This is a genomic window from Paenibacillus sp. MAH-35 (assembly GCF_058135425.1).
In genome coordinates this window covers 101,824-124,217 of sequence record NZ_JBYUPU010000005.1, presented here as the reverse complement: position 1 = coordinate 124,217, position 22,394 = coordinate 101,824, and the positions used below count along the sequence as shown (strand labels likewise).

The following is a 22,394-nucleotide window of genomic DNA, read 5'->3' as shown; positions in this document are numbered from 1 at the left end:
AACCGCTCTTATTAGTCGAAGTCACCATGAAATGCCCAAAACAAGAGTCCCAACCGCTTTTATTGAGGACACGCGACTCGAACTGGGACACCCGGCAATCGACATGGGCACGAAATTGAACACAAAAGCGAAACACAAAAACCAAGAACTCAAGAACCCAAGAACCCAAGAACCCAAGAACCCAAGAACCCAAGAACCCAAAAACACACTACAAGAGCACAACAAGAGGGAGGAATCACGCCATGCCGGAATTGCCGGAGGTGGAGACGGTGCGCCGAACGCTGGAGCAGTTGGTGGCCGGTAAAACAATCCGCTCGGTAGCCGTTCATCTGCCGCGAATCATTCAGCGTCCCGACGACAAAGCGGTGTTTTGCGCGATGCTGGAAGGACGCACGATTCAAACCGTGGAGCGGCGCGGGAAATTTTTGCGCATTTTGCTTGACGGTCTTGTCCTTGTTTCGCACTTGCGGATGGAGGGGCGGTATGGGGTGTATAGGGCCGGCGAAGCGGTGGAAAAACATACCCATGTCGTCTTCCATTTCACGGACGAAACCGAGCTGCGCTACAAAGACGTGCGTCAGTTCGGTACGATGCATCTGTTCAAGCCGGGCGAAGACTTGAGCCAGCCTCCGCTGAACAAGCTCGGCATAGAGCCGCTTGACGAGAGCTTCAGCTACGCATCGTTCCGCGATACGGTTGCAGGTAAAGGAACGAAAATCAAGCCTCTTTTGCTGAATCAAGAATACGTGGTCGGTCTCGGTAATATTTATGTAGACGAGGCTCTTCATAAAGCCCGCATCCATCCGGAACGCCCCGCCGAATCGCTTACGAAAACGGAGCTTCAGGCGCTTCACGCCGCTATCGTATCGACGCTGCTGGAGGCCGTTGAGGCCGGAGGCTCTTCGATCAAATCATACGTGAACGGACAAGGCGAGATGGGGATGTTCCAGCAGAAGCTCGCGGCTTATGGGCGCAAGGACGAGCCGTGTCCCCACTGCGGGGAAGCGATCGTCAAGACTGTGCTTGTAGGCAGGGGCACTCATTTCTGTCCGAGTTGCCAGGTTTTGAAGCCGAAGCGCATAGCACGGAAGCACACCTGAAATACCGGCAGTGTCGGCACCTTATCGGAAGAAGCTTCATACGATGATCGTACCTACGGTCATTGACGAGAAAGCTTTTGAACAGGAGGGTGTTTATGCTGCCTTTTCTTTCCCTCGCCTTTTTGGCGCTTGCGGTCAGCCTCGACGGTTTCGGTGTCGGAGTCATGTACGGTTTGAGGAAAATCCGGATTCCTCTCCTGTCGATCGCGATTATCTCCGTTTGTTCGGGCTTTGTTATTTTTGCATCGATGCAAATTGGTGCCTTTGCCGCCCGGTACTTGCCGCCTGCTTTTGCCAAAGCGATGGGGGCCGTCATTTTAATCGGAATCGGAATATGGGCGATTATTCAAATGTGGAGGCAGCGCCAAGACAGCGGGCAAGATTCGTTGACACCAGCTACCGTTGATCCGCAAACCGTCCGAATGGGAGCAGGGACACCGGCAGTTTCGCTGCAAGCGGAAGCCAAGCAGACTCAAGCTCAGGCTCAAGCCGACGAAGGCGGAATTCGCACCGTACTCCGGATCGAGATGAAGCGGATGGGACTGGTAATCGAAATATTGCGTACGCCGTCACTCGCCGACGTAGACCGATCCGGTTACATATCTTCCTCGGAGGCGGTGCTGCTCGGCGTTGCTTTGTCGCTGGATGCGTTTGGAGCGGGAATCGGTGCCGCATTTATCGGCTTCGCGCCGGTGTTGACGGCTGCTGTCATCGCGGTGGCCAGCGGATTATTTATTACGCTCGGGCTCCGGGTTGGGCTGACGTTTGCGGATACCCGGTGGCTGCAAAGGCTGGCCGTTCTTCCCGGCTGCATCCTGATTGCTATGGGGATTATGAAGTTAATGTAACCCGGGTTGTTCACTAATCGGAGTTGTCCGAGTGCGCTATGAACATGACCAATACGAAGTAAAGGTGTGTAGAAACGTATGAATATCGGATTAACCGGGGGCATCGCCTGCGGCAAAAGCACGGTAGCCGCCATGTTGGTCCGGCGGGGAGCGATTCTGATCGATGCCGACCAGATTGCCAGGGAGGTCGTACTCCCTGGCGCTCCGGCGCTCGGTGCCGTGGCGGAACGATTCGGCGAATCGGTGCTGAATGAAGACGGCAGCTTGAACCGTAAAGCTCTCGGGGAGATCGTTTTCAAGGAGGAAGCAGCGCGCAAAGACCTGGAAGCGATTCTTCATCCCCAAATCCGGGCGACGATGAAGGAGCGGATGGAGGAAGCGAACCGCCTAACGCCGGACAAGCTGGTCGTGGTGGACGTTCCGCTATTGTTTGAATCGAAGCTGGAGTTTATGTTTGAGGAAACGCTGCTTGTATACATACCCCGGGAGCTGCAACTGGTCCGTCTGATGGAGCGTGACGGAATATCGGCCGAACAGGCGGAAAGGCGGCTGGCTGCGCAAATGCCGATCGATGACAAGCGTGCTCTTGCCGATGCGATTATCGACAACAGCGGAACGTTGGAGCAGACGGAACGGCAGATCAACCAATATTGGACAAGAAAGGGACTGGGATGAAAGTATTACGCAAAAAGCGGGTATTTGCTATTCTGTTCATCTTGTTTCTCGTGTTGCTGTTTTATAATTCGGATTGGCTGGGCAAGTTGTTATATCCGATCCGCTATGAGAAGGACATTACGATCAGTGCCCAAAATTACGAGGTTGACCCTTTTCTGATTGCCGCTATTATTCGTGTCGAAACTAACTACAATCCCGAGAAAATTTCCAAAAAAGGAGCAATCGGCCTGATGCAGCTTATGCCGGATACCGCCGAATGGATCGTCAAGAAGGCCGGTTATGCGGAGGAAACGTCCAAATTGCTGCATCGGGCGGACGTTAATATCGAAGTAGGTGCCTGGTATTTAAATTCATTGTATAATCAATTTGGCAGCAACAAAATCGCCACGCTGGCCGCTTACAACGCAGGACCCGGCAATGCCCGGAAGTGGCTGGACAACGGCACCTGGGATGGAACGTTAAAAAACGTCGACCAAATTCCGTTTGGCGAAACCCGGCACTATATCCAAAGAGTGTTATATTACTATGATAAATATGTCGATCTGTACAAATACCAGTTCCCGGCATGATATAATAAATGGGAAAATGCCGGACAAGCTTCGGCTAGGAAGCTTACCCGGCACTTCTCAGATAGGATACATAAAATTAACGAGCTTGTCCGGACAACTGTTGTTCGGCGATTTGTACCAGTCTGCGGGTGATGTTGCCCCCGATCGAACCGGCGTCACGAGTAGCCATGTTACCCATGTAACCGTCTTGTGGAATCGCGATGCCAAGCTCTTGAGCTACTTCATATTTCAGTTGGTCGAGAGCGGCGTTCGCTTGAGGAACTACAAGCTGGTTGCTGGAACGGGATCCTTGTGCCATGTCGTTTCACCTCCTTGTTTGATTGTAACTGTATTATGTGCGTATTCCGGCAGTTCATAACAGGTAGTGAATGGTAATGTGCTATCGACTCCGTTAGAAGGTTGGATTGCGGGAGTTGAAGCAGCTAGGCAAGGCTGGGCTTGAGAACACTATTATCAAAAGAGATTGCACGCCTGCGCGCCCTCGCCATATGTCTGGTGAGATGTTGAGGAACGGAGTGCTTACGAAAGTGACTTTGCCTTAAGAGGCAAAAGTCAGTAACGCTTACGAAGTAAGCAATTGCCTATAGGCAATTGCTCAGCAGATGCTTACGAAGTAACTTTTGCCTTGAGAGGCAAAAGTCAGTGGATGCTTACGAAGTAAGCAATTGCCTATAGGCAATTGCTCAGCAGATGCTTACGAAGTAACTTTTGCCTTGAGAGGCAAAAGTCTCAGGAGGGAAGCCGTCATGAAATGCCCTTTTTGCGATTATTCCGGAACGAAAGTACTCGATTCCCGTCCCGCAAACGACAACAAATCGATCCGGCGCCGCCGGGAATGCGAGAGATGCCAACGGCGGTTCACCACGTTCGAGATGGTCGAGGAAACGCCGCTGATCGTCATTAAAAAGGACGGCAGCCGGGAGGAATTCAGCCGCGACAAAATGCTCAGAGGGCTTATCCGCGCTTGCGAGAAGCGGCCGGTGTCGGTAGAGCAGCTTGAAGCGATCGTCTCCGAGGTCGAGAAGGAAATGCGCAGCCAGGCTCATGCCGAGGTGGCGAGCCGGGATATCGGGGAGATTGTTATGGAGCAGTTATATCCGGTCGACGAGGTGGCTTACGTCCGCTTTGCCTCCGTATACCGTCAATTCAAGGACATCAACATGTTCATGAAGGAACTGACCCAATTGCTGGGCAAGCATACCGACCCAACCGGCAAGTAGCAACGACATACTGAAGACGATAAACGGCAGTCCGTCCAATGGCGGCTGCTGCAAAGCGGCGGGCTGCAGCACGGAGTGAATCCTGCTGCAGCCCGCTCGCTATCCGAACACAAATGAAGAAAAACATCGGAAACCCGGTGGGCCTGCCGCGCGCGACTCCCCCCGCGCGCGGTGCCCGGTCACACGTCGGCAGTCCAGCCTCCATTTCGAAGAGTACAAAGTTCTTCAAAGCAAGGCTAGATCCATTCTAATCGACCGGCGGTATTCAAGAGGCGTCATGCCATCGAACTGCCTGAACATTTTCGAAAAATAGCTTTGGCTGCAAAAGCCGGCCGTATGCGCTATTTCTCCAAGAGAGCCATCGGTTCCGGTCAACAGCTCCTTTGCTATCCGCAGCCTGTATTTAATGAGATATTCGGTGACCGTGCACCCGGTCACCCGCTTGAATAAACGGGAGAAGTAGCTAGGACTTAAGTGGACGTGGCTCGCTATGTCCTCGATTTTTATCGGTTCTTGGTAATTATTCACAATATATCGAATCGCCTGGTGAACGGTTTCCGGATATTTATGCGACGGCCTGCCGCCCGGTGATTCATTCCCCTCCATATACGTGACAGCGGCATCCGTCAAAATTCTGGTTATATGCGACGATGCCGTCACCTCAAAGCCAGGCGCACCTTGTTCGAACAGAACGAATAATTCTTCGAACAACTGCCGCATTAATCGAGCGTTCCGAATATCGAGAACCGGATTTTTGTCGCATTCCAGCATCTGATGATAATGCGCTGTTTGTAAGCCGCCGAAGCGGACCCAGAAGATTTTACACGGATCGTCGGGATCGGCGTAAAATTCATGTTCTTCCGTCAAATTCAGAAACAAGATCTGGTTCGTCCCTACCTCATATGTCTTCCCTCTCCAAACCCCATATCCTTTGCCATCAATCACATACCGGATTGAATACGGGAAAAACGTACGACGGATCCGGTAATCCGGCCGGCATTCGAACCACCCCAGATCCAGCACGTAAAATAAAAAAGTTTTTGCCATCTCGCTTGGAGTATGGACGAACGTTTTAGTCGAAAATGAGGCAGAATCCAACCCAATCACCTCTTCTGAATAAAAGCAGGATTATTACAAAAAAAAGCGCTTTCGTTGCATACAACCTCCGAATCTCATTGTACTATATTCAATAAGGTGAAGAAAGAAGGCGTTTTCAACAGCCAAGATAACGATGCTAGAGTGAGATTATGACAAAAGAAACGGATTTGTACGCATAATCCGCAGCAAGTGCATCGGTATCCGTATGGGCGACACGGGGAGTATGATCTGAAGGACGGCCCGGAGGAGACCGAGCCGATTGATGGCCAAACGCAAGGATGCCTTGATAGCCTGCATATTCAGCTTGGAACTGATTTAGCCACTATGTGATTCCGGATAGAACGGAGCATTCGAGCCGGTTACCCGGTTATGGTCAACTGGAACCTTTTGGACAGCCTGTTGAAGGATGCTTTAAGGGGGCGAAGAAGAGGCATAAGAGAAATATCTGAAGAAGGAATCGATTGAATTAGCAAAAGGAAAATATTTTGATTTTCATGTTGTAAGCGGATACAACTTAAAAGGGGAGAAATACACATGAAATCAGTCAAGCTATTGTCAACGGTATTAGGCATCTCTCTGCTTGCCGCATGCGGAGCGGGAAGCAAGGAGGGCGGGCCTGCGCAAACGGAGGATGCGAACGCCAAATCGCCAGTGCAGCAACCGAAGGCCGCTCAGCCGAAGGAACTGGTTATTTACAACGCGTCCAACTCTACGGCGACGTTAGAAGCGTTCCTCGATACCGACCAAGGTAAAGAAATCAAGGCCAAATATCCGGACCTGACGATCCAGCTGGTAGCTACCGGCAAAGGCATGGAGCCTCAGAACATTATTGCCTCCGGCCAGCCGATCGATATTATCATGAACTCCGTCTTCTCGTATCCTGTATTGCTCGAAGCCCAACTGATCGGAGACATCTCCGACATCATTAAAAAGTACCACTATGATTTGAACCGGATCGATTCTACGTTTATCGATGTTCAGCGGCAGCTGGACAACGGAAAAATATATGGTTTGCCAGTCAGCAACGCCGGCGTTGCCTTGTTTTACAACAAGGATATTTTCGACAAGTTCGGCGTACCGTATCCGAAGGACGGCATGACCTGGGACGAAACGTATGAGCTGGCCAGAAAAATGACCCGCACCGATTCCGGAATCAAGTACTATGGATTCGCGACCCGTTATCCGTTTATGTACAATGTCAATCAGCTATCGCTGTCCTATTACGACCTGAAGGCCGATAAAATGACGGTAAATAACGAAAAATTCAAAATGTTTTTCGAAAACTTCGTGAGATTCGAACAAATTCCCGGCAACGAAAAAGTCAATACGGATATGTTCAACAAAGAAAAGGTCGTTGCGATGATGGCGTATCAGTCGGGAAAATGGGACTTCGACAGCTGGGACATGGTGTCGATGCCGACCTTTAAGGACGCGCCGGGCGTAGGTCCGCAAGGATACGGGACGTATTGGAACATCGCCAGCACTAGCAAAAACAAAGATTTCGCATTCGAATTGCTTGCGCACCTGACCTCCGACGAAGTGCAGAAAAAGTTTGCCAAGGGCGGGGCCATTCCGGTCGTGACCACGCCGGACGTCATTCAGTCGCTCGATAAAGATTCGGGCCGGTTCAAAGGAAAAAACTTGAATGCGTTTTTCCCGAGTAAACGGCCGGTGCCATCCTATGTGACCAAGTACGACAATGCGATTTCCAAGCACATGACTGCGGCCTATACGGCTGTGGCCGAAGGGAAGAAGGACGTCAATACAGCGCTCCGGGAAGCTGAGGAGCAGGCGATCAAGGATATCGCCGCGATGAAGTGACAAAGCTGTCCGTCCGGCTCAATGCAGGGCGCGCCGTCTATATATTTTTTTATCATGCATAGGAGACTAGGAGACTTTTACTAATGCCAGACATAAAAAAACGTCCCAATCTGTTGTTTATATTTCCCGACGAATTCCGCGCACAATCGATGGGGTTTATGGAGCAGGACCCGGTGATGACCCCGAACATTGACAATCTGGCGGCTGAAGGACTCGTCCTGCGGGATGTGGTGAGTAATTATCCGGTATGTACGCCTTACCGCGGCATGTTGATGACGGGCAAATATCCGTTTGCAAGCGGCCTTACCTCCAATTGCAATTCGACAAATAACCGGTATGGGGTGTGGTTAAAGCAGGAGGAAATTTGCTTTTCGGATGTGCTGAACGCCGCAGGTTATGAAACAGGCTACGTAGGGAAGTGGCATCTGGACCCGCCCGAGGAGCCTTACGAATATTTGGAGCCTCGTCGCAATAATGGCGTTATATGGGATGCGTTCACTTCCAGGGAGCGCAGACACGGATTCCGGTTCTGGCATTCGTACGGCTGCTGCGATAATCATAATGAGCCTCATTACTGGTCCGGTGACCGGGTAGAGGATCGTATCGACGTTTCGCAATGGTCCACGGAATACGAAGCGGACATTATTTCAGAGTATTTGCTGAATAAAGGTAATGAGAAGCGCGATCGGAATAAACCGTTTGCCTTGTTCTGGTCGCCAAATCCGCCGCATATGCCCTTTCATATGGTCCCTGACCGTTACAAAAAAATGTACGAATCGTATTCACAGGAGGAGCTGCTGGCGCGCGTCAACGTTCAGGAAAAGACGGCTCAGCTGGAGCGGGACGCACGCAACTATTTCGCCATGATCACCGGCGTGGACGACCAAATTGGCCGCGTGCTGCAAACTTTGGAGACCGCCGGATTGGCCGAAGATACGATCGTTATTTTTACCTCGGATCATGGGGAGATGATGGGGAGCCACGGTCGTATGGGCAAATCGGTCTGGTACGAAGAAAGTATGGTCGTTCCTTTTATCATTCGCTGGAAAGGGGTAATTGAACCGGGGGAGCGCAGATTGATGCTGAGTGCGCCTGACCTGATGCCTTCGATCCTTTCCCTGCTTGGCTGCGGAGACCGGATTCCTTCCGGCGTACAAGGCGAGAATTATGCCAAAGCGATCCTTGGCGAAGATGGGCCCCGGCCGGATGCCGCTCTTTATATGCAGTTGAATCCGGGAGATTGGAGTCAAGGCAGCCGGGGTCTCAGGACAGAACGTTATACATTCGTTATAGCTGGACAAGACGATCAAGAAGTCCGTTTGCTATTTGATAACGTCGAAGACCCGTACCAGCTTGAAAATAGGTTCGAACAGCTTCCGGATGTCGCAGACGAGCTTGAGGCGGAGATGAGAATGAGGCTTCAAAGGATCGGAGATCCTCGGTATACGAAGTGACCGGTACGGTACGGCTAGGCGTTCTTCCGTGCGGCATCTATCGCGAAATTCGAGCCCATGGAATCAGCACTGTAAACAAAACCGAGAAATTACTTGACATTGCCTCCTTGTTCAGGAGGCTTTTTTTAATGAAGTTTAGGTTCAGGCAGAGCCGAACGCGTTAGCCGGCAATAAATTGTACCTTCCAGGGGCAGGGATCTAACCAGGCCCAATCGTCTTCGCTTATCGCTTTTGACGCGATCATGCGGTATCCTCGCTCGAGAAATAATTGCTCCAAATATCGACAAAAAACATTTGATTAATAGGTATATGTTCATGTACTATAAGGTTGAAATGTGGAAAATAATCGAAATATATCGAATTATGTCGAGAAGTGATCTGATTCGTGAGATCATCTCAATCGGAAGGAGGAAAATAAAAACAATTGGTTAAGATCGGCGAAAGTGCTGCCGGTAAACCAGAGCATTCCAGCATTTCGGACTTATTCGTTGTCGGGCCGTTCAGACGTCTAAGCCGCGGAAAACGACTAGAATCTCTTCATCCAGAGGCCATATGGCATGGCACCTGTCAGACCTGTACAGCATTCGTAACCAGACCGACTATTACATAAAGGTGGCTGACTTTGCAACTATGAGATCCCTGTTCCGATTCCGGACGATTCGTACCAAATTAATTTTGCTATGTTCGCTGCTCCTTCTTGTGCCGAGTCTTGTCATCGGCATGATCGCGTATAATCAATCGAAAGCCAGCTTGGATCTTGGCGGTCAAGTCCAACTCAAAAATGATGTCCGTTATGTAATAGCGATGATCGATACTTTGCATCAGCAAGTGAAAAAAGGGCAGCTGCCGCTGGAAGAAGCGCAAGAAACGGTCAAGCAGCAAATTCTCGGCGCCAAATCTGCCGACGGCAAACGCCCGATCAACAAAAAGTTCGATCTTGGCGAGAGCGGTTACATGTTCATATATGACGATAAAGCGAATGTACTCGCCCATCCGTTACTGGAAGGTCAAAATTTCTGGGACACGAAAACACCCGACGGGGTTATGCTCGGACAAGAGATCGTGAAGAAGGGGAAGAGCGGCGGCGGTTTTGTATTCTACGAATGGGCGCTGCCGGACGATCCGACTACGACGGCTCCCAAAATCAACTATTCGGAGATGGAGCCGAACTGGGGCTGGATTGTTAACGCAGGCACATATATGAGCGATTTTAACAAGGGTGCCAATGAGATCTTTTACGTCATTATTGTGACGCTGGTGATTGCTGTTGCTGCAGGAGGGGTGATTATCACCGTATTCTCCAACAGCTTGACCAGACCGCTGGCCGAGATCGCCACCAACGTGGAACAGATTGCGGAGGGAGATTTAACGAGACAGATCCAGGTCCGGACAAACGATGAGGTCGGCCAACTGGGCGTAGCGGTTAATGCGATGGTGGACCGGCTGAAGCTGCTGATTGAGGGAATCTCGCAGACGGCCCAAAGCGTAGCGGCCGCTTCCCAGCAAATATCCGCCAGCACGGAGGAGATCGCCAGCGGCAGTACGACCCAGGCGAATGCTTCGCAAACGATCGCCGAGTTGTTCAAGGATTTGTCCGCCGCGATCGATAACGTCGCGGGCAAAGCGGAAGAGGCGGCGGAACTGACGAGCGAAACTTCGCAAACCGCCATGGAGGGCGGCAAGGCGGTTACCGCCTCCATAGACGGCATGAATCGTGTGAGCGAACAGATGGCGCGGCTCGAACAAGACTCCGGCCGGATCGGCGAAATTATCGAGGTGATCGACGACATAGCCGAACAGACGAATTTGCTTGCCTTGAATGCTGCGATTGAAGCTGCCCGTGCAGGCGAGGTAGGAAGAGGGTTTGCGGTAGTCGCCGAAGAAGTCCGCAAGCTCGCGGAACGAAGCAGCGAAGCGACCAAGCAGATTACGCAAATTATCAAGGGCATGCAGTACAACACGAAGCAAAGCGTCGAATCGGTAGCGGACGGTGTTGAGAAATCGGTTGTAACCGGGAAAGCGTTTGACAATATTATCGGCAAAGTTCAAGAATGCATGTTGAAAGTAGCCGAAATCGCTGCGGCGAGCGAACAGCAATCCGCTCAAACCGGCGAGGTGATGCAGTCGGTCGAATCGATCGCTGCCACTAGCGAGGAGGCGGCGGCAGCCTCGGAGCAAACGGCGGCGATCTCGTATTCGCTGGCCCAGTCGGCGGAAGAGTTGAACGCCTCGCTGTCTCTTTTTAAAGTGAGTGCGACGAATGTCTCTTCCAAGAGCGGCCCGGCCTGAGAATCTGGAGACCGGTGTCCCGAAAGTGCTCATATGACATGGAATGTTGCCATTTGCAAACGAAAGGACCTCAATTTCCACGGTAACGTGGAGGCTGAGGTCCTTTTCTCGGGGGGAATCGGTTCTGCGTGAAGCTAATAAAATCGCCAAATGATTTGGAGAAGCCCCAAATCCACTAAACAAAACTTATAAACCGTTGGTCGTTGAATTGCTCCGCGTATTTGTAAGTCCCGTCAACAGCACGGCCGGAATGTCTTCCAGCAAACTATCGTCATCGGTTCCGCGGTAATTGGGATCGTTTTTGATCGCATATGCTTCGCCTTCGGTTAAGCGCCGTATATTGCCTGTATATTTTGGCTCAAGCGCTTCGATTTCTTCGTGTTCCATCAGGCAGCCCTCCTTTTTCCCGTATATTGCCCGGGCTTTCGGACCGTCATGCTTGGAATTTGATGGGCGGCGTGAATTTAATGATAATTATTACTATTAATTTGACAAAACGGGTGTAACTCTTTAATGTTAAATTAATAGTTGAACGGACGAATCGCCTTTCTTGACTGATCCGAACGAAAAAGTATTTGGTCGCCCGTTCAACTTTATCCAACATACTTCTAATTGAAAACGGTGAACCTATATGAAACGAAACCCGACACCAGTCTACCTGTTATCCGGATTTCTCGGCAGCGGCAAAACGACCTTATTGAAAAGATGGCTGGAAGCGGCGGAAGCGGGAGGCCGCAAGCCGGCCGTTGTGATGAACGAGCTGGGCGAAGTGAACTTCGACGGCATCGAGCTTGGGGACGACGTGCGTATGGCTGAGATGCTTGGAGGCTGCATCTGCTGTACGGTGCGGGGCGACCTGGGTACGGAGCTGCTGAAGCTGATTCAGGAGCACGATCCGGATATGATCCTGATCGAATCGACGGGTGCGGCCAATCCACTTGAGATTATCGATGCGGTGACGGATGCGTCGATGCTGGAGCGGGTCGAACTGAGGCGGATCGTCACGGTTGTGGATGCCGGGCATTTGCAGGAGTGGGCGGGGAAAGGAAAAGGTTCGACGTACCGGCTTATGAAGGAGCAGATTAGCTGCGCTTCGGTCATTTTGCTGAACAAAACCGACCTGCTCCCGGAAGCGGACACGGCGGAGATGGAGCGGCTTGTCCGCGAATGGAACGGATACGCCCCGATCTACCGTACGGTAGGAGCGGAGATCGGGATCGGGCTGCTGGAGGAACCCGCCGAAGGCGGCTCTGCGGCGAATCACGGTTCCGTCCTTGCTGCTTCCGATGAGACGGGCCCCTCGTGCGGCTGTGGCGGAGCGGCTCACGACCATGACCATGATCATGACCATGTACATGAACACGATCATTCGGAATGCTCGGAACCGTCGCATCATCCCGAGCACCACCATACCCATGAGCACGTGATGGCGTATACGCATTATTTCGAAGGTCCGATCGACAGCGAACGGTTCGAAGCGATGATGGGCCGCCTGCCTGACGGCGTATACCGGGCCAAAGGCATTTTGACGTTCACGGACACCGCCTCCCGGTTTATGTTTCAGTACGCCTACAAACAGCTCGATCTGATGAAAATTATGCCTCAGGGCGTCGTTCCCGATGTGGCCGTCTTTATCGGAGAGCACTTCGACAAAGTGAAGCTGGAGCTGGACATTCGGGCTTTGAGCGAGTCTTAAGCGACTGCCCGTATCACCTGCAATCATGCGGTACGAGTTGCTCGGCGTTTGACGACGGCGGCTTACAGGGAGCGCGCAATCTGTCGGCAAGACCGAGACGAAGTGGCAAGATAACCTTTACCCCGCATCCATGAACCGCGGCGAGGTAAAGGTTTTTCGCTTTGCATCAGATGAAATCCCGTCATCGCCAACTTGCCCAATCTACGCTCCCTCCACCGGCTCATAAAACACAAGCCGGTTCCCGAACGGATCGTGAACCGTGCATTCGAGCGCGTTCCACGGTGCGGTCTCCAGTCCGGGGCGCGCGAACTTGTACTTTTTCTCCAGCAGAGCGGCGTGGTAGTCGCGGATCCCGGTCATGGCGATTCGAAGCGCTGAGCCGGGGCAGCCGTCTCCGTGATGTTCGGACAAGTGGATCGTACACTCGCCGAGGGAGATTTGCATATACAGCGGGAGGTTGTCCTCGAACCGGTGCTCCCAATCGATCCGGAACCCGAGAAAGTCCATATAAAATTGCTTCGCTTTCGCTTCGTCGAACATACGCAAAATCGGAGTAATCTGTTTCATTGCCGCAGCAGATCGGTCCATAGGCATTCTTCTTCTCCTTTGCTTATTCGTCTACAAAGGTTGGTATTCTGCAAAACATCCGCCGTTCCCTTGTTGCATCTGGAATCTTCATCTAAAATGGAAGAAGGTGGTGCATCCGGGAGGAGGAAGGTTCTTGAAGTATGGATCGAAGAAAGATCTCTGGTTATCGATCGTCATCTGGATGACGGCAGCCCTAGGCGTGTTTTGCGGCTTGTCGCCGCTATTCGTGGGAGGGGCGGGGCTTCTCGGTGGAGCTGTCCTATTTGCTCTTTCGTTTGCGGTGTCCGGATTTATGGCCTGGATCTGGCTGGGGACCTATTATGTGACGACGGCTTCCGGAATTCAGGTAAGAAGCGGTCCTTTCCGCAAAATGATCCCGTACGACAGCATCAGGAAAGTAAGCTCCGTCCGCTCGTGGATATCCAGCTTTGCGCTGTCCGCTGACCGGGTAGAAATTCATTATGGCCAATACGACATGATCTATTTATCGCCATCAGACCGGACATCGTTTGTGCGGGAACTCCAGAAACGATGCCAAGGAATCACTATAACCGATTAGTCAGAGTACGGTTCCGGCGCCTTGCCGGCAGCGTAGGCTTTCTATACGGACTGGTCAGAACGGAATATCGCGGATGCCCAAACGTCTTATCTCCTTGGTTGAAGGAGGCGGGACGTTTTTTTGCGCAGTGGAGCAACTGATTATCGAGCTGTAAGTGAATTCGAGGGTTCAACGAACTAGCGGGTGAAAGAGGGATGATTACTTGATATATTTTTTATATCTGATATACTAAGTATATAAGGGGGCGATACTTATTCAAGTTTGTCCGTACCTGGAATATGCGTTCAGCATTTTGGGGAAGAAGTGGAACGGGTTGATCCTGCACTATTTGTCGCTGTGCCCGGACGGTGCCGCCCATTTCTCGGAGATACTGAAAGACTTGCCCGATATCACGCCGAGAGCTCTTTCTTTGAAATTAACCGAGCTGGCCGAGAACGGGTTTCTCGAGAAACAAGTAACGGCCGAGCCGGCCGTCGTCATCACCTACCGGCTGACGGAGAAGGGGCGGGCTTTGACAGCGGCGCTTGGGCCGGTTCAACAATGGGCCTTGCAATATCGTGACCGATAACTTGAAAGGGGAGCGTACAATGAACAACAACAATATGATATGCGATCTGGAAACGGGAGTATGCGGCGATCCCGGCGAAGACGCTGTGGAGACAATCGATTTGAACGAGCCGCAGCGCCAGGTTCAGCTCTATTATGTAACCGATCCGATCTGTTCGCACTGCTGGGCGCTGGAGCCGGTACTGCGGAGGTTTGAGACGCAGTACGGGCACTACGTCCAGTTCCGCACGGTGATGGGGGGACTGCTCGCAAGCTGGAACGGCTTCGCCGACGCCGGCAACGGAATCAGCCGTCCTGCCGATGTGGCGGGGCATTGGAGGGAGGTCGGCGAGCATTCGCGTATGCCGATCGACGGTTCCTTATGGCTCGATAACCCCGTGTTGTCGTCGTATCCGCCGTCCCGCGTCTATAAGGTGATTCAGCAAAAAGACGAGAAGCTCGCCTCCGTATTTCTGCGCAAAGCCCGGGAAGCCGTCTTTGTATGGAATCGGAATATCGGGCAGGACCAGGTGTTAACCGATATCGTGAATAGGATGGGACTGGACGGCGCCGCGATCGTAGAGGAAGCAGGCAGCCCCGAGGCGCAGGCGATGCTGGAGGCGGATTTTGCGTTATCCCGGTCTTTGGGCGTTCGCGGATTTCCGACGATCGTACTCGTGAACGAAGAGCGGAAGGGAGTCAAGATCGTCGGGGCAAGGCCGCTCGACACTTACGTTGCGGGACTGAAGCAGGCGCTGCAGACCGAATCCTTGCAAGCGAAGCCGGTTCCCGAACTGGACGAGCTGCTGCAGAAGGAAGGACGCCTGTTTTCCAAAGAAATCGAGGTTCTGTACGATCTGGAGCAGCAGGAGGTCAGTTCCTATATCGAACAAAAGCTGCTGGCGGGAAGCAGCTCCGTGAAAGAAATGTTAGGTGAAGTCTACTTGGAGCGAACATAAAGCTAGGTATGGAATAGAAGCCGAGGGCGCCCTGCTTACTGCAACTGGAGTAAGGGGGCTTTTTGGCATTTATTTGGCTAACCCAATTTCCGGCTGTTGTAAAAAAAGTCATGCATAAGGATGCTTTCGTTTGACTAACGGGTAGCGGTTCTATATATTTTAAGAAGTTGAATATATAACTCTTCAAATAAAAAAGGGGGGCCGTTCAAACCGTGGAGGATCGCCCGGATTATATCGATATACAGGCCGTTATGTCGGAGATGCGGCAGGTGCAGCAAAAATCGAGATCGTTTGTGGAGCTGTTGACGCGCAATGACGTGTTGTCGCAAAATCATATCACGCTGCTGATGGATTTGAAATTGACCGGTAGCATGCGGATTACCGATATTTCCGAGCGCTTCTTCATTACGGCCGGCGCGGCGACCTCGATGTGCGACAAGCTGGAGGATCAGGGGCTTGTGTGCCGGACTCGGACGAAGGAAGACCGTCGTGTGGTGATGGTCGCCTTAACCGAGGCCGGGGAAGAGAAGGTGAGCGAAATATTCAAGCGGATCCCGCCGCAGAAGCTGCGCACGATCGCGGACGTGTTCAAGCAAGTCAACGAGCTGATGGATCGGATTGTCGAATGAGAGGAGCGGCTGACTGCCTTCGGGCAAGGCCGCATATATAGCGCTTTGAAGCAAGAAAGGTACAACCGCTCCGAGACGGGAGGAGGCTGCACCTTTTTTTGTATGCGCTTCTTTCAAAGGAGCGCGTCTATTTCACCAAGTGGCGGACGACGCGAAGCCAAATCGCACTATCAGGCACCGTTACAGGCGAATCCCCGGGGTTGAGCAAGGTGACGCGAACCGAGCCGGCGCTGTTTACGCAAGCGCTTGCAAGAAGCGGAACGATATCGGTAAGCGGCATCGCTTCGATCTGCCAGCCGTATTCCGCTCCGTCGATCGTAAACGTTTGAGAGACGGCGGATCGGGCGGTTACGTCAGCCGAGGCGAACGTGACGGAAGTCAGAGGGGCATTGCCTCCGACGCTGTAATCGATCACCTGCAGCAGTCCGGGGGAGACGGCTCCGTCCTTGTAAACCGGATTGCCGGTTCCCAGGCAGGGGGAACGAAAGAGAACCGGTCCGCTCAAGGGGGCGGTGTTATAAACGTAAATGTGCGCCGAGCTGCCGCCGCTCAGCGTATCGCTTTCCAACTGCCAGCTTCCGGCCGCTTGCAGGCGATAGCCGGCGCTGGAGCCGTAGATCCGGTTGCTTCCGCCGGTCATGCCGGTTACGGAGATCGCGTTGACGCCCGTAAAGGTGCCGGAGGTATGGTTGGATTCGAACGCGATGCCGGCGATGTTGATCAGGAGAAATCCGCTGGAATAAGGGTTCGTATGACCGTACGATTTGTTGCCGATACAGGTTACCTGACGAGTAGCGGTATTGGTCGTTCCGATGCGGAAGCCGTCATAGCATTCGTGCGCTTCATTATCCACGTAGACCAATCTGCCCGATTCCAGCGGAACTCCGTAGATGGACGAAGGATAGGCGTAGTGGCCGTTCCCTGTGCAGCGGTACGCCTTGTTCCGGGCAACGAGAATGTCGAACGCCGCTTCGACGAACGTGCAAGCCAGATGACCCCAGGCAGAGCAGTCGGTAATCGAGCAAAAGCGGGACCCCTGGTCGATCGTAAACGCGGGGAAGGGAGTCGTCACGTGATCACAGACGGACTGGCAATCCATGATGTGGAAGTCGCGCAGCTCGACATCGCCATTAATGAGAATCGGCGTATCGTAACCCGTCGAATGGAGAACGGCCCCGTGCTTGACGCAATACAACTGAACGCCGGCATAACCACACTTCTCAACATGCACGTTTCGCAAAAAAACGTTCGTACAGTAATCCAAAGCCTCCGGAGCCGCTTCCGGGTCGGTCACCGGTCCGAGCAAGCCGAGCACGCGGAGGCCCATCCACGCCCAGCCAACAAAGCGGGTATGGTCCAGCGTCAAGCCGGCGATCGCCCAAAACTGCAGCCCGGTCAGCTTCGCTCCCGCCGCCTGATGGCTCAAATTGCCGTCAAACGTAATTCCCCCGACGTAAATATCGCCGACACGGGTCGAAGGATATGTCGTCTGGTTTTGCGCCGCATTGCCGCCCCGGATGCTCGGCTCCGCATTGGAGCCGCTCTGGTTGTCGTCCAGCAGCAAGGTCCCTTCGCCGATCAAGGTGAGATAACTCGGAAAGACGAGCTTGCGGTAACGAAACACTTCGTGCCGGGCTACATAGACAGCCTTGCGAACGGATGCTGCATAGGCAAACAGCGCATTCAGCCGGTTATCGTCCACCGTCGTGCCGGATGGATCGCACCCGAACTGCGCCGGATACAGATTCCCGTCTTCGGGGCGCTTCCAGCGGCCGGGCCCGGTCGTCCCGGCAAGCCGGAATACGGTGCCTCCGTTGTCTTGCTCTGCGGAGGCCGCATCCCAATACAGCAGCCCGCCTCCCCCGTCTCCTTTGGCATAGTAGCCTAACGCTTCCGCGACAAAACCGTCGGCCGGAGGGCTCGAACCCGGCCAAGCGAGAAGCTCCTCAATCGTATCTGCCTTCCGGACCGTATCGTCGCAAAGCGAAAACGGAGAGCCCTTTGAAGGCGGTTTGCCATAAACCGATTCCGGTACGCCTTGGGCAAGTGCAAGGTTGTCCCATTTTCCCGCAGCAAAAGCAGCTCCGGCGATGCCCATGGAAGCGAGCACTTTTCGTCGGCTCCACAGTATCGGAGCGCAGTCGGCTTGATGATCGTTCATATACAATACCTCCTTTTTGTTTGTATAATACAGGTGAAATCGCAAACGGTATTTGCAAAGATAGTCGCAAGTTTTGCAAAATCAGCCAGAGGAGGCGGCGGTCTCGTGACGGATAGCGGAATGCTGCGGTTGAAGGAAGAAGTGGTCGTTGAACGGCTGTTCTCGTTTCTGTATATGGAGCTTCCGAAATATTTTCAGGCTTCCGGCGAAAAGCACGATTTCTGGGAATTCGTTTATGTGGATAAAGGGGAAGTGGTCCTCATCACCGATCAGGGGAGCAACCGTCTGAGCCAGGGCGACATGATTTTTTACTCGCCGAATGAATACCATACGGGTTATGCGGTCAACGGGACCGCTCCGAACCTGATTATTATGTCGTTCGTCTGCCATTCGCCGGCCGTCGATTATTTCAGGGGCAAGGTGCTTCATCTGGAGCAGACCGAGCAGGAGCTTCTTTACGAGCTGATTTCGGAAGGAAAAGAAGCGTTCGATCCGCCTGTCGGCCATCCCAAGATGATGGTTCCGCAGCGCAAGGAAGGTTCTCTTTTCGGCAGCGAGCAAATGATCAAAAACATGCTGGAGATGCTGCTGATCCGCCTCATTCGCAAAGGATCGGCCGGGACCGGCAAAACAAGGCCGGAGTCGGCTCTGCTAGCCATCAGAAACGAGGACTTGTTCGAACGGATTGCCCTGTATTTAAAAGACAACGTCAGAAACAACCTGTCTTTCGAGCAAATATGCAGCGAGTTTGCGATCGGCAGCACGATTCTGAAAAATTTGTTCAAAAGCCGGACAAACTCCGGGGTCATGGAATATTACAGCAAGTTAAAGCTGGAGTACGCGAAGCGGCAAATTCGCGAGAAAATGTACAGCATCACGGAAATCGCCGATCAGCTTGGCTACAGCAGCGTTCATTATTTCTCGAAGCATTTCAAAAAAGCGACCGGCTTCGCTCCGACCGAATATGCGCGGATGATTGCCAACAAAACGTCGCGGAAAAAAGCTCCGCAGTCCGTACTCGTCCATGGCGGCGACCCCTTGCAATCGGTTTGAAAGCGTTTTCTAATGAAAGAAAAAAAGAAGACATCCGCCCTCGGAATAGGGTTGGATGTCTTCTTTTGCTTTACAATCCCGGGTAACCGCCAATACAGAAAAATGTAAGTTTTTCCATGGCCTCTTCAATTGGAGGCAGGTTTTGCGTATGTATCAAACCCTTATTCTTCATTCTCGGATTCAAGCTCGGCGTTTCCATTTTGTTGAAACACTTCGGCTGCTTCCTCCGCGGAAAACTCGGTATCGTTCTCGCCCGGAACGGGCAGTTTGTTCAGCTCGGTCGATTGCACTTCTGCTTTAGTCGGTCCGTTTTGGGAATTGGTCATACTGGCACCTCCTTCCTTGTTTTGCGACAAGGATTAATCTGCCACGGTCTGAACTATTTTATACGCGCCAAGAGACAGTGCGCTTCCCGGGGAGTAGAAAGGTATGTCGTTCCCGAGGTGGGACATTTGTGCGAATACGCCGCGGCTTCCGCTGTATGGAAGGGGTTCTGTTGTCTATTATTGCAAAACTTGCGACGATAATGACAACGACTTGGAACCGGATTATCCCCTATGATTATTCCAGATCGGGCTGTTGGGTAATCGATTACTGAAATCTAAATCCAATGCCGGCCTGGTCCGCATCCGCTTCCGGAAGAGACGGGGCGTCGAAGAACCTACAAAAAGGGGAGGCAACATTCATGAAACGAAATTCGTTGTTGGCATCAAGCGCCGTCGTATTGGTCGGGGCCATTGCTTTGTCCGGCTGCGGCAGCCGGGAAGGGGGAACGGGGACGCCGGGTGCGAATCCGGAGGCAGCTCCTTCGAAGGTGCAGGAGCAGGCGGCGGTCAAGCCGGTTCGTCTGACTTTGCTGGCGAGCGAAGCTTATTTGTATGACGATGATTTTCGGTTATTGGTGACGGAGCCCTTGAAGAAAAAATATCCGCACCTTACCGTCGACCTGGTTCGGCCGGGAACGGGCACGCAAATTCAGGACCTGATCGCCGCCAAGACGGTACCCGATCTGATCATCCTGTCGAGAGCAAGCAAGGATCAGTACAAAGAGCTGGGACTTACTACCGACATTTTGCCGATTCTGAAAAAACACGAGATTGATTTGGGCCGTTTCCGGCCGGGCGTGGTTGAAGCTTTTGCCGATAACGGACAAGTGTACGGCTTGCCTTACGCGACCAATACCAATGCGCTGTATTACAACGAGGAGCTGTTCGACAGATTCGGCGTCGATTATCCGAAGGACGGCCTGTTCTGGGAAGACATTCTCGCCATCTCCCGTAAAATGACCCGTACGGAGGGAGGCGTTCAGTACAAGGGATACGATTATTTTATGCCCTACTGGCTCGGGTACCCGCTGTCTCTGCCCTTCGTCGACAAAAGCACGGGCAAGGCGGCCATTAACAACGACGCTTGGAAAAACGTATTCCAGCTGATGAAAACGTTTGAAGACATTCCCGGCAACCAGAAATCGCCGTCTTATGCGAAAGCTTTTACGGAGGACCGGACGTTGGCGATGGTCGGCACGATCAATTTGTTTCCGCTGCTGAAGCAAGCGTCCAGTCAAGGCTTCCGGTGGAACCTGGCCGAATTTCCCAGCTACAAAGAAAAGCCGCACGTCGCCCCGCCGGTCGACCTGCATGAAATCATGGTTTCGCGGACGAGCGAGTTTAAAGAGGAGGCTGTACGCGTTATCAAGGTGGTGACCTCGGAGGAGGTGCAGCTGATCAGCGCGCGCAAGACGGGCCGCGCTTCCGCGCTGGACAACCGGCAGATCGAGGAGCAGCTCGGGGCGGACATTCCTTATTTGCAAGGGAAAAATATTGCCGCCATCTTCAAAAGCAAACCCGCCCCGGTGCGCGACGAAACGAAAACCGACGATCAAATCAAACGGATCATCGACCGAAATTTCGCCCAGGTCCGGAACGGCACCATCGACATCAACACGTTCATGCGGCAGAGTGAAGAAGAAGCCAACAAATGGATCGAGGCTGAGAAAAACAAGTAAGTCATGAGGCGCGGCATTAGTTTCGGCGGACGAACAAGGGTACAGGAAGGGCGGGGGGCGACGGCAACATTTTAAACGAAGAAATACCGCTGCCTGCGCAGGGACATTTGCCCTTGGATAAAGGTTCGTGACGAACCGGCAGGCGCTGCACGCTGCAGGTCGTTCATAATGGCCGTTTGGCGCTGTATGCTGTTTACAGGCGGGAGCGAACCGGAGCTGGGAGGAGCCGGTTAAGAGTGGTTTGCGAGACTGTCGATTCATTATGAACAACCGAGTGGAAAGTGAAAAGATTGCCTTTTGGCGAGTTTTGTCTGCAATCCCAAACCTTACATTCCATTTAAATAAAGGGATTCCGGACAACCTGTCTGAGAAGAAGAAGGCAACTTTTCACTTGGAACGGCCAGATAACACTTCTACACATTTAATCGACAGTCTCGTTTGCAGCCGTTATTTTGTCCGAAACTCGCTAAAATAGCGGAATAGGAGCGGTTTGGGGCTCTTAAAATCGGCAAAAAGGGTGTAGACCCTATCCGGTGGTGGAAATAAGGGGTGCAAACCGCCTCTATTCGCCCCGTTTTTACGAATAAGCCGAGGTTAGAACATGCCAAAGACTCTTATTTTGCTCAACTGTTCGCCGTTATGGAGCGAAACATCGCTCGGTGTAGAACTTTTCGTAAAAGGGCCGTACGCATTGTGTTTGCAGCAAAGCTGAGCGCGCCCCTGTCCGTTAAAAAGCTGTTATGCACCGCATTAGAAGCTATGTTGTGACCCTAAACCTCCTGCAACCAACACGATTGAGGGCGAACGGCTGGAGGTGAAGGTAATCGTTTCCTTTCGCGCACCAACGTATGGGTTGCACGTCAAGGATCGTCCGGTCGTTTTTACCGGACGGTTTTTTGTATTTTTTGCGAAGCCGGGCCCTGCTCCGCTACCCGCTACTCCGCTACCCGCAGCCCCGCTACCTGCCGACCACAGCCTCGCTACTCAGCTCCCCTCGCTAACCTTGCTAACCTTGCTAACCTTGCTAACCTTGCTAACCTTGCTAACCTTGCTAACCTTGCTAACCTTGCTAACCTTGCTAACCTTGCTAACCTTGCTAACCTTGCTAACCTTGCTAACCTTGT

Annotated in this window: 21 protein-coding genes; 15 read left to right on the top strand and 6 right to left on the bottom strand. The window is 52.6% G+C overall.

Translation table 11 applies throughout. From position 1 onward, the window contains the following. The first annotated feature begins 242 nt into the window (after nucleotides 1-242). From mutM to AC3Y2E_RS07070, 4 genes are all read left to right on the top strand, one after another. On the top strand, nucleotides 243-1,100 hold the full coding sequence (gene mutM / locus AC3Y2E_RS07085) for a DNA-formamidopyrimidine glycosylase (protein WP_379208588.1): 858 nt from the start codon (nucleotides 243-245) through the stop codon (nucleotides 1,098-1,100). A gap of 95 nt (nucleotides 1,101-1,195) precedes the next feature. Further along, complete coding sequence (locus tag AC3Y2E_RS07080; protein ID WP_379208586.1) at nucleotides 1,196-1,948, top strand: MntP/YtaF family protein; 753 nt, start codon at nucleotides 1,196-1,198, stop codon at nucleotides 1,946-1,948. Between the two features lie 78 nt (nucleotides 1,949-2,026). Further along, nucleotides 2,027-2,623, top strand: coding sequence for a dephospho-CoA kinase (coaE, locus tag AC3Y2E_RS07075; protein WP_379208584.1), 597 nt, complete (start codon nucleotides 2,027-2,029; stop codon nucleotides 2,621-2,623). Continuing rightward, nucleotides 2,620-3,192 carry a lytic transglycosylase domain-containing protein gene (locus AC3Y2E_RS07070; protein ID WP_190929456.1) on the top strand — a complete coding sequence of 191 codons (573 nt, stop codon included), beginning with the start codon at nucleotides 2,620-2,622 and terminating at the stop codon, nucleotides 3,190-3,192. The genes coaE and AC3Y2E_RS07070 overlap by 4 nt, the downstream gene beginning before the upstream one ends. 76 nt (nucleotides 3,193-3,268) lie before the next feature. On the opposite strand, the gene AC3Y2E_RS07065 is transcribed toward AC3Y2E_RS07070, so the two are convergent. Beyond that, nucleotides 3,269-3,490, bottom strand: coding sequence for an alpha/beta-type small acid-soluble spore protein (locus AC3Y2E_RS07065; RefSeq protein ID WP_190929457.1), 222 nt, complete (start codon nucleotides 3,488-3,490; stop codon nucleotides 3,269-3,271). Nucleotides 3,491-3,938: 448 nt separating this feature from the next. Here AC3Y2E_RS07065 and nrdR point away from each other — a divergent pair, with 448 nt between their 5' ends. Beyond that, nucleotides 3,939-4,412: a transcriptional regulator NrdR gene (nrdR, locus tag AC3Y2E_RS07060; protein ID WP_190929458.1), complete on the top strand. Its 474-nt coding sequence runs from the start codon at nucleotides 3,939-3,941 to the stop codon at nucleotides 4,410-4,412. 225 nt (nucleotides 4,413-4,637) lie between these two features. On the opposite strand, the gene AC3Y2E_RS07055 is transcribed toward nrdR, so the two are convergent. Beyond that, entirely contained in the window at nucleotides 4,638-5,459 is an 822-nt protein-coding gene (locus tag AC3Y2E_RS07055; RefSeq protein ID WP_379208929.1) for an AraC family transcriptional regulator, read from the bottom strand. A 585-nt stretch (nucleotides 5,460-6,044) separates the two neighbouring features. Here AC3Y2E_RS07055 and AC3Y2E_RS07050 point away from each other — a divergent pair. The 3 genes from AC3Y2E_RS07050 to AC3Y2E_RS07040 all read left to right on the top strand — a co-directional run bounded on the left by AC3Y2E_RS07050 (nucleotide 6,045) and on the right by AC3Y2E_RS07040 (nucleotide 11,074). Further along, a complete protein-coding gene (locus AC3Y2E_RS07050) occupies nucleotides 6,045-7,331 on the top strand; it encodes an ABC transporter substrate-binding protein (RefSeq protein ID WP_379208580.1) in 1,287 nt (428 codons plus the stop codon). A gap of 83 nt (nucleotides 7,332-7,414) precedes the next feature. Continuing rightward, nucleotides 7,415-8,785, top strand: a complete 1,371-nt coding sequence (locus tag AC3Y2E_RS07045) for a sulfatase family protein (RefSeq protein ID WP_379208577.1) — start codon at nucleotides 7,415-7,417, stop codon at nucleotides 8,783-8,785. 630 nt (nucleotides 8,786-9,415) lie between these two features. Further along, nucleotides 9,416-11,074: a methyl-accepting chemotaxis protein gene (locus AC3Y2E_RS07040; RefSeq protein ID WP_379208575.1), complete on the top strand. Its 1,659-nt coding sequence runs from the start codon at nucleotides 9,416-9,418 to the stop codon at nucleotides 11,072-11,074. 186 nt (nucleotides 11,075-11,260) lie between these two features. Here the strand turns inward: AC3Y2E_RS07040 and AC3Y2E_RS07035 are convergent, their stop codons facing one another. Further along, nucleotides 11,261-11,461: a hypothetical protein gene (locus AC3Y2E_RS07035; protein WP_379208573.1), complete on the bottom strand. Its 201-nt coding sequence runs from the start codon at nucleotides 11,459-11,461 to the stop codon at nucleotides 11,261-11,263. A 244-nt stretch (nucleotides 11,462-11,705) separates the two neighbouring features. Between AC3Y2E_RS07035 and AC3Y2E_RS07030 the strand changes: the two genes are divergently transcribed. After that, nucleotides 11,706-12,770 (top strand): CobW family GTP-binding protein, encoded by a 1,065-nt coding sequence (locus AC3Y2E_RS07030; RefSeq protein ID WP_379208571.1) that lies wholly within the window; start codon nucleotides 11,706-11,708, stop codon nucleotides 12,768-12,770. Between the two features lie 201 nt (nucleotides 12,771-12,971). Here AC3Y2E_RS07030 and AC3Y2E_RS07025 read toward each other — a convergent pair whose 3' ends face one another. Further along, complete coding sequence (locus AC3Y2E_RS07025; protein ID WP_379208568.1) at nucleotides 12,972-13,358, bottom strand: glyoxalase superfamily protein; 387 nt, start codon at nucleotides 13,356-13,358, stop codon at nucleotides 12,972-12,974. A gap of 133 nt (nucleotides 13,359-13,491) precedes the next feature. Here AC3Y2E_RS07025 and AC3Y2E_RS07020 point away from each other — a divergent pair, with 133 nt between their 5' ends. From AC3Y2E_RS07020 to AC3Y2E_RS07005, 4 genes are all read left to right on the top strand, one after another. Further along, nucleotides 13,492-13,917 carry a PH domain-containing protein gene (locus tag AC3Y2E_RS07020; protein ID WP_379208566.1) on the top strand — a complete coding sequence of 142 codons (426 nt, stop codon included), beginning with the start codon at nucleotides 13,492-13,494 and terminating at the stop codon, nucleotides 13,915-13,917. Between the two features lie 253 nt (nucleotides 13,918-14,170). Beyond that, nucleotides 14,171-14,485, top strand: a complete 315-nt coding sequence (locus AC3Y2E_RS07015; protein WP_379208927.1) for a winged helix-turn-helix transcriptional regulator — start codon at nucleotides 14,171-14,173, stop codon at nucleotides 14,483-14,485. A 19-nt stretch (nucleotides 14,486-14,504) separates the two neighbouring features. After that, nucleotides 14,505-15,422 (top strand): DsbA family protein, encoded by a 918-nt coding sequence (locus AC3Y2E_RS07010; protein WP_379208563.1) that lies wholly within the window; start codon nucleotides 14,505-14,507, stop codon nucleotides 15,420-15,422. A gap of 212 nt (nucleotides 15,423-15,634) precedes the next feature. Beyond that, nucleotides 15,635-16,051: a MarR family winged helix-turn-helix transcriptional regulator gene (locus tag AC3Y2E_RS07005; RefSeq protein WP_379208561.1), complete on the top strand. Its 417-nt coding sequence runs from the start codon at nucleotides 15,635-15,637 to the stop codon at nucleotides 16,049-16,051. Between the two features lie 127 nt (nucleotides 16,052-16,178). Here AC3Y2E_RS07005 and AC3Y2E_RS07000 read toward each other — a convergent pair whose 3' ends face one another. Next, nucleotides 16,179-18,212 (bottom strand): putative phage tail protein, encoded by a 2,034-nt coding sequence (locus AC3Y2E_RS07000; protein ID WP_379208559.1) that lies wholly within the window; start codon nucleotides 18,210-18,212, stop codon nucleotides 16,179-16,181. A 105-nt stretch (nucleotides 18,213-18,317) separates the two neighbouring features. On the opposite strand from AC3Y2E_RS07000, the gene AC3Y2E_RS06995 reads away from it, so the two are divergent. After that, on the top strand, nucleotides 18,318-19,265 hold the full coding sequence (locus AC3Y2E_RS06995; protein ID WP_379208557.1) for a helix-turn-helix domain-containing protein: 948 nt from the start codon (nucleotides 18,318-18,320) through the stop codon (nucleotides 19,263-19,265). A 161-nt stretch (nucleotides 19,266-19,426) separates the two neighbouring features. Here the strand turns inward: AC3Y2E_RS06995 and AC3Y2E_RS06990 are convergent, their stop codons facing one another. Further along, the gene (locus AC3Y2E_RS06990) at nucleotides 19,427-19,591 is read right to left on the bottom strand and encodes a hypothetical protein (RefSeq protein WP_190932194.1); all 165 of its coding nucleotides are present in this window, start codon (nucleotides 19,589-19,591) and stop codon (nucleotides 19,427-19,429) included. 359 nt (nucleotides 19,592-19,950) lie between these two features. Here AC3Y2E_RS06990 and AC3Y2E_RS06985 point away from each other — a divergent pair, with 359 nt between their 5' ends. Next, the gene (locus AC3Y2E_RS06985) at nucleotides 19,951-21,270 is read left to right on the top strand and encodes an extracellular solute-binding protein (protein WP_379208554.1); all 1,320 of its coding nucleotides are present in this window, start codon (nucleotides 19,951-19,953) and stop codon (nucleotides 21,268-21,270) included. Nucleotides 21,271-22,394: the final 1,124 nt, after the last annotated feature.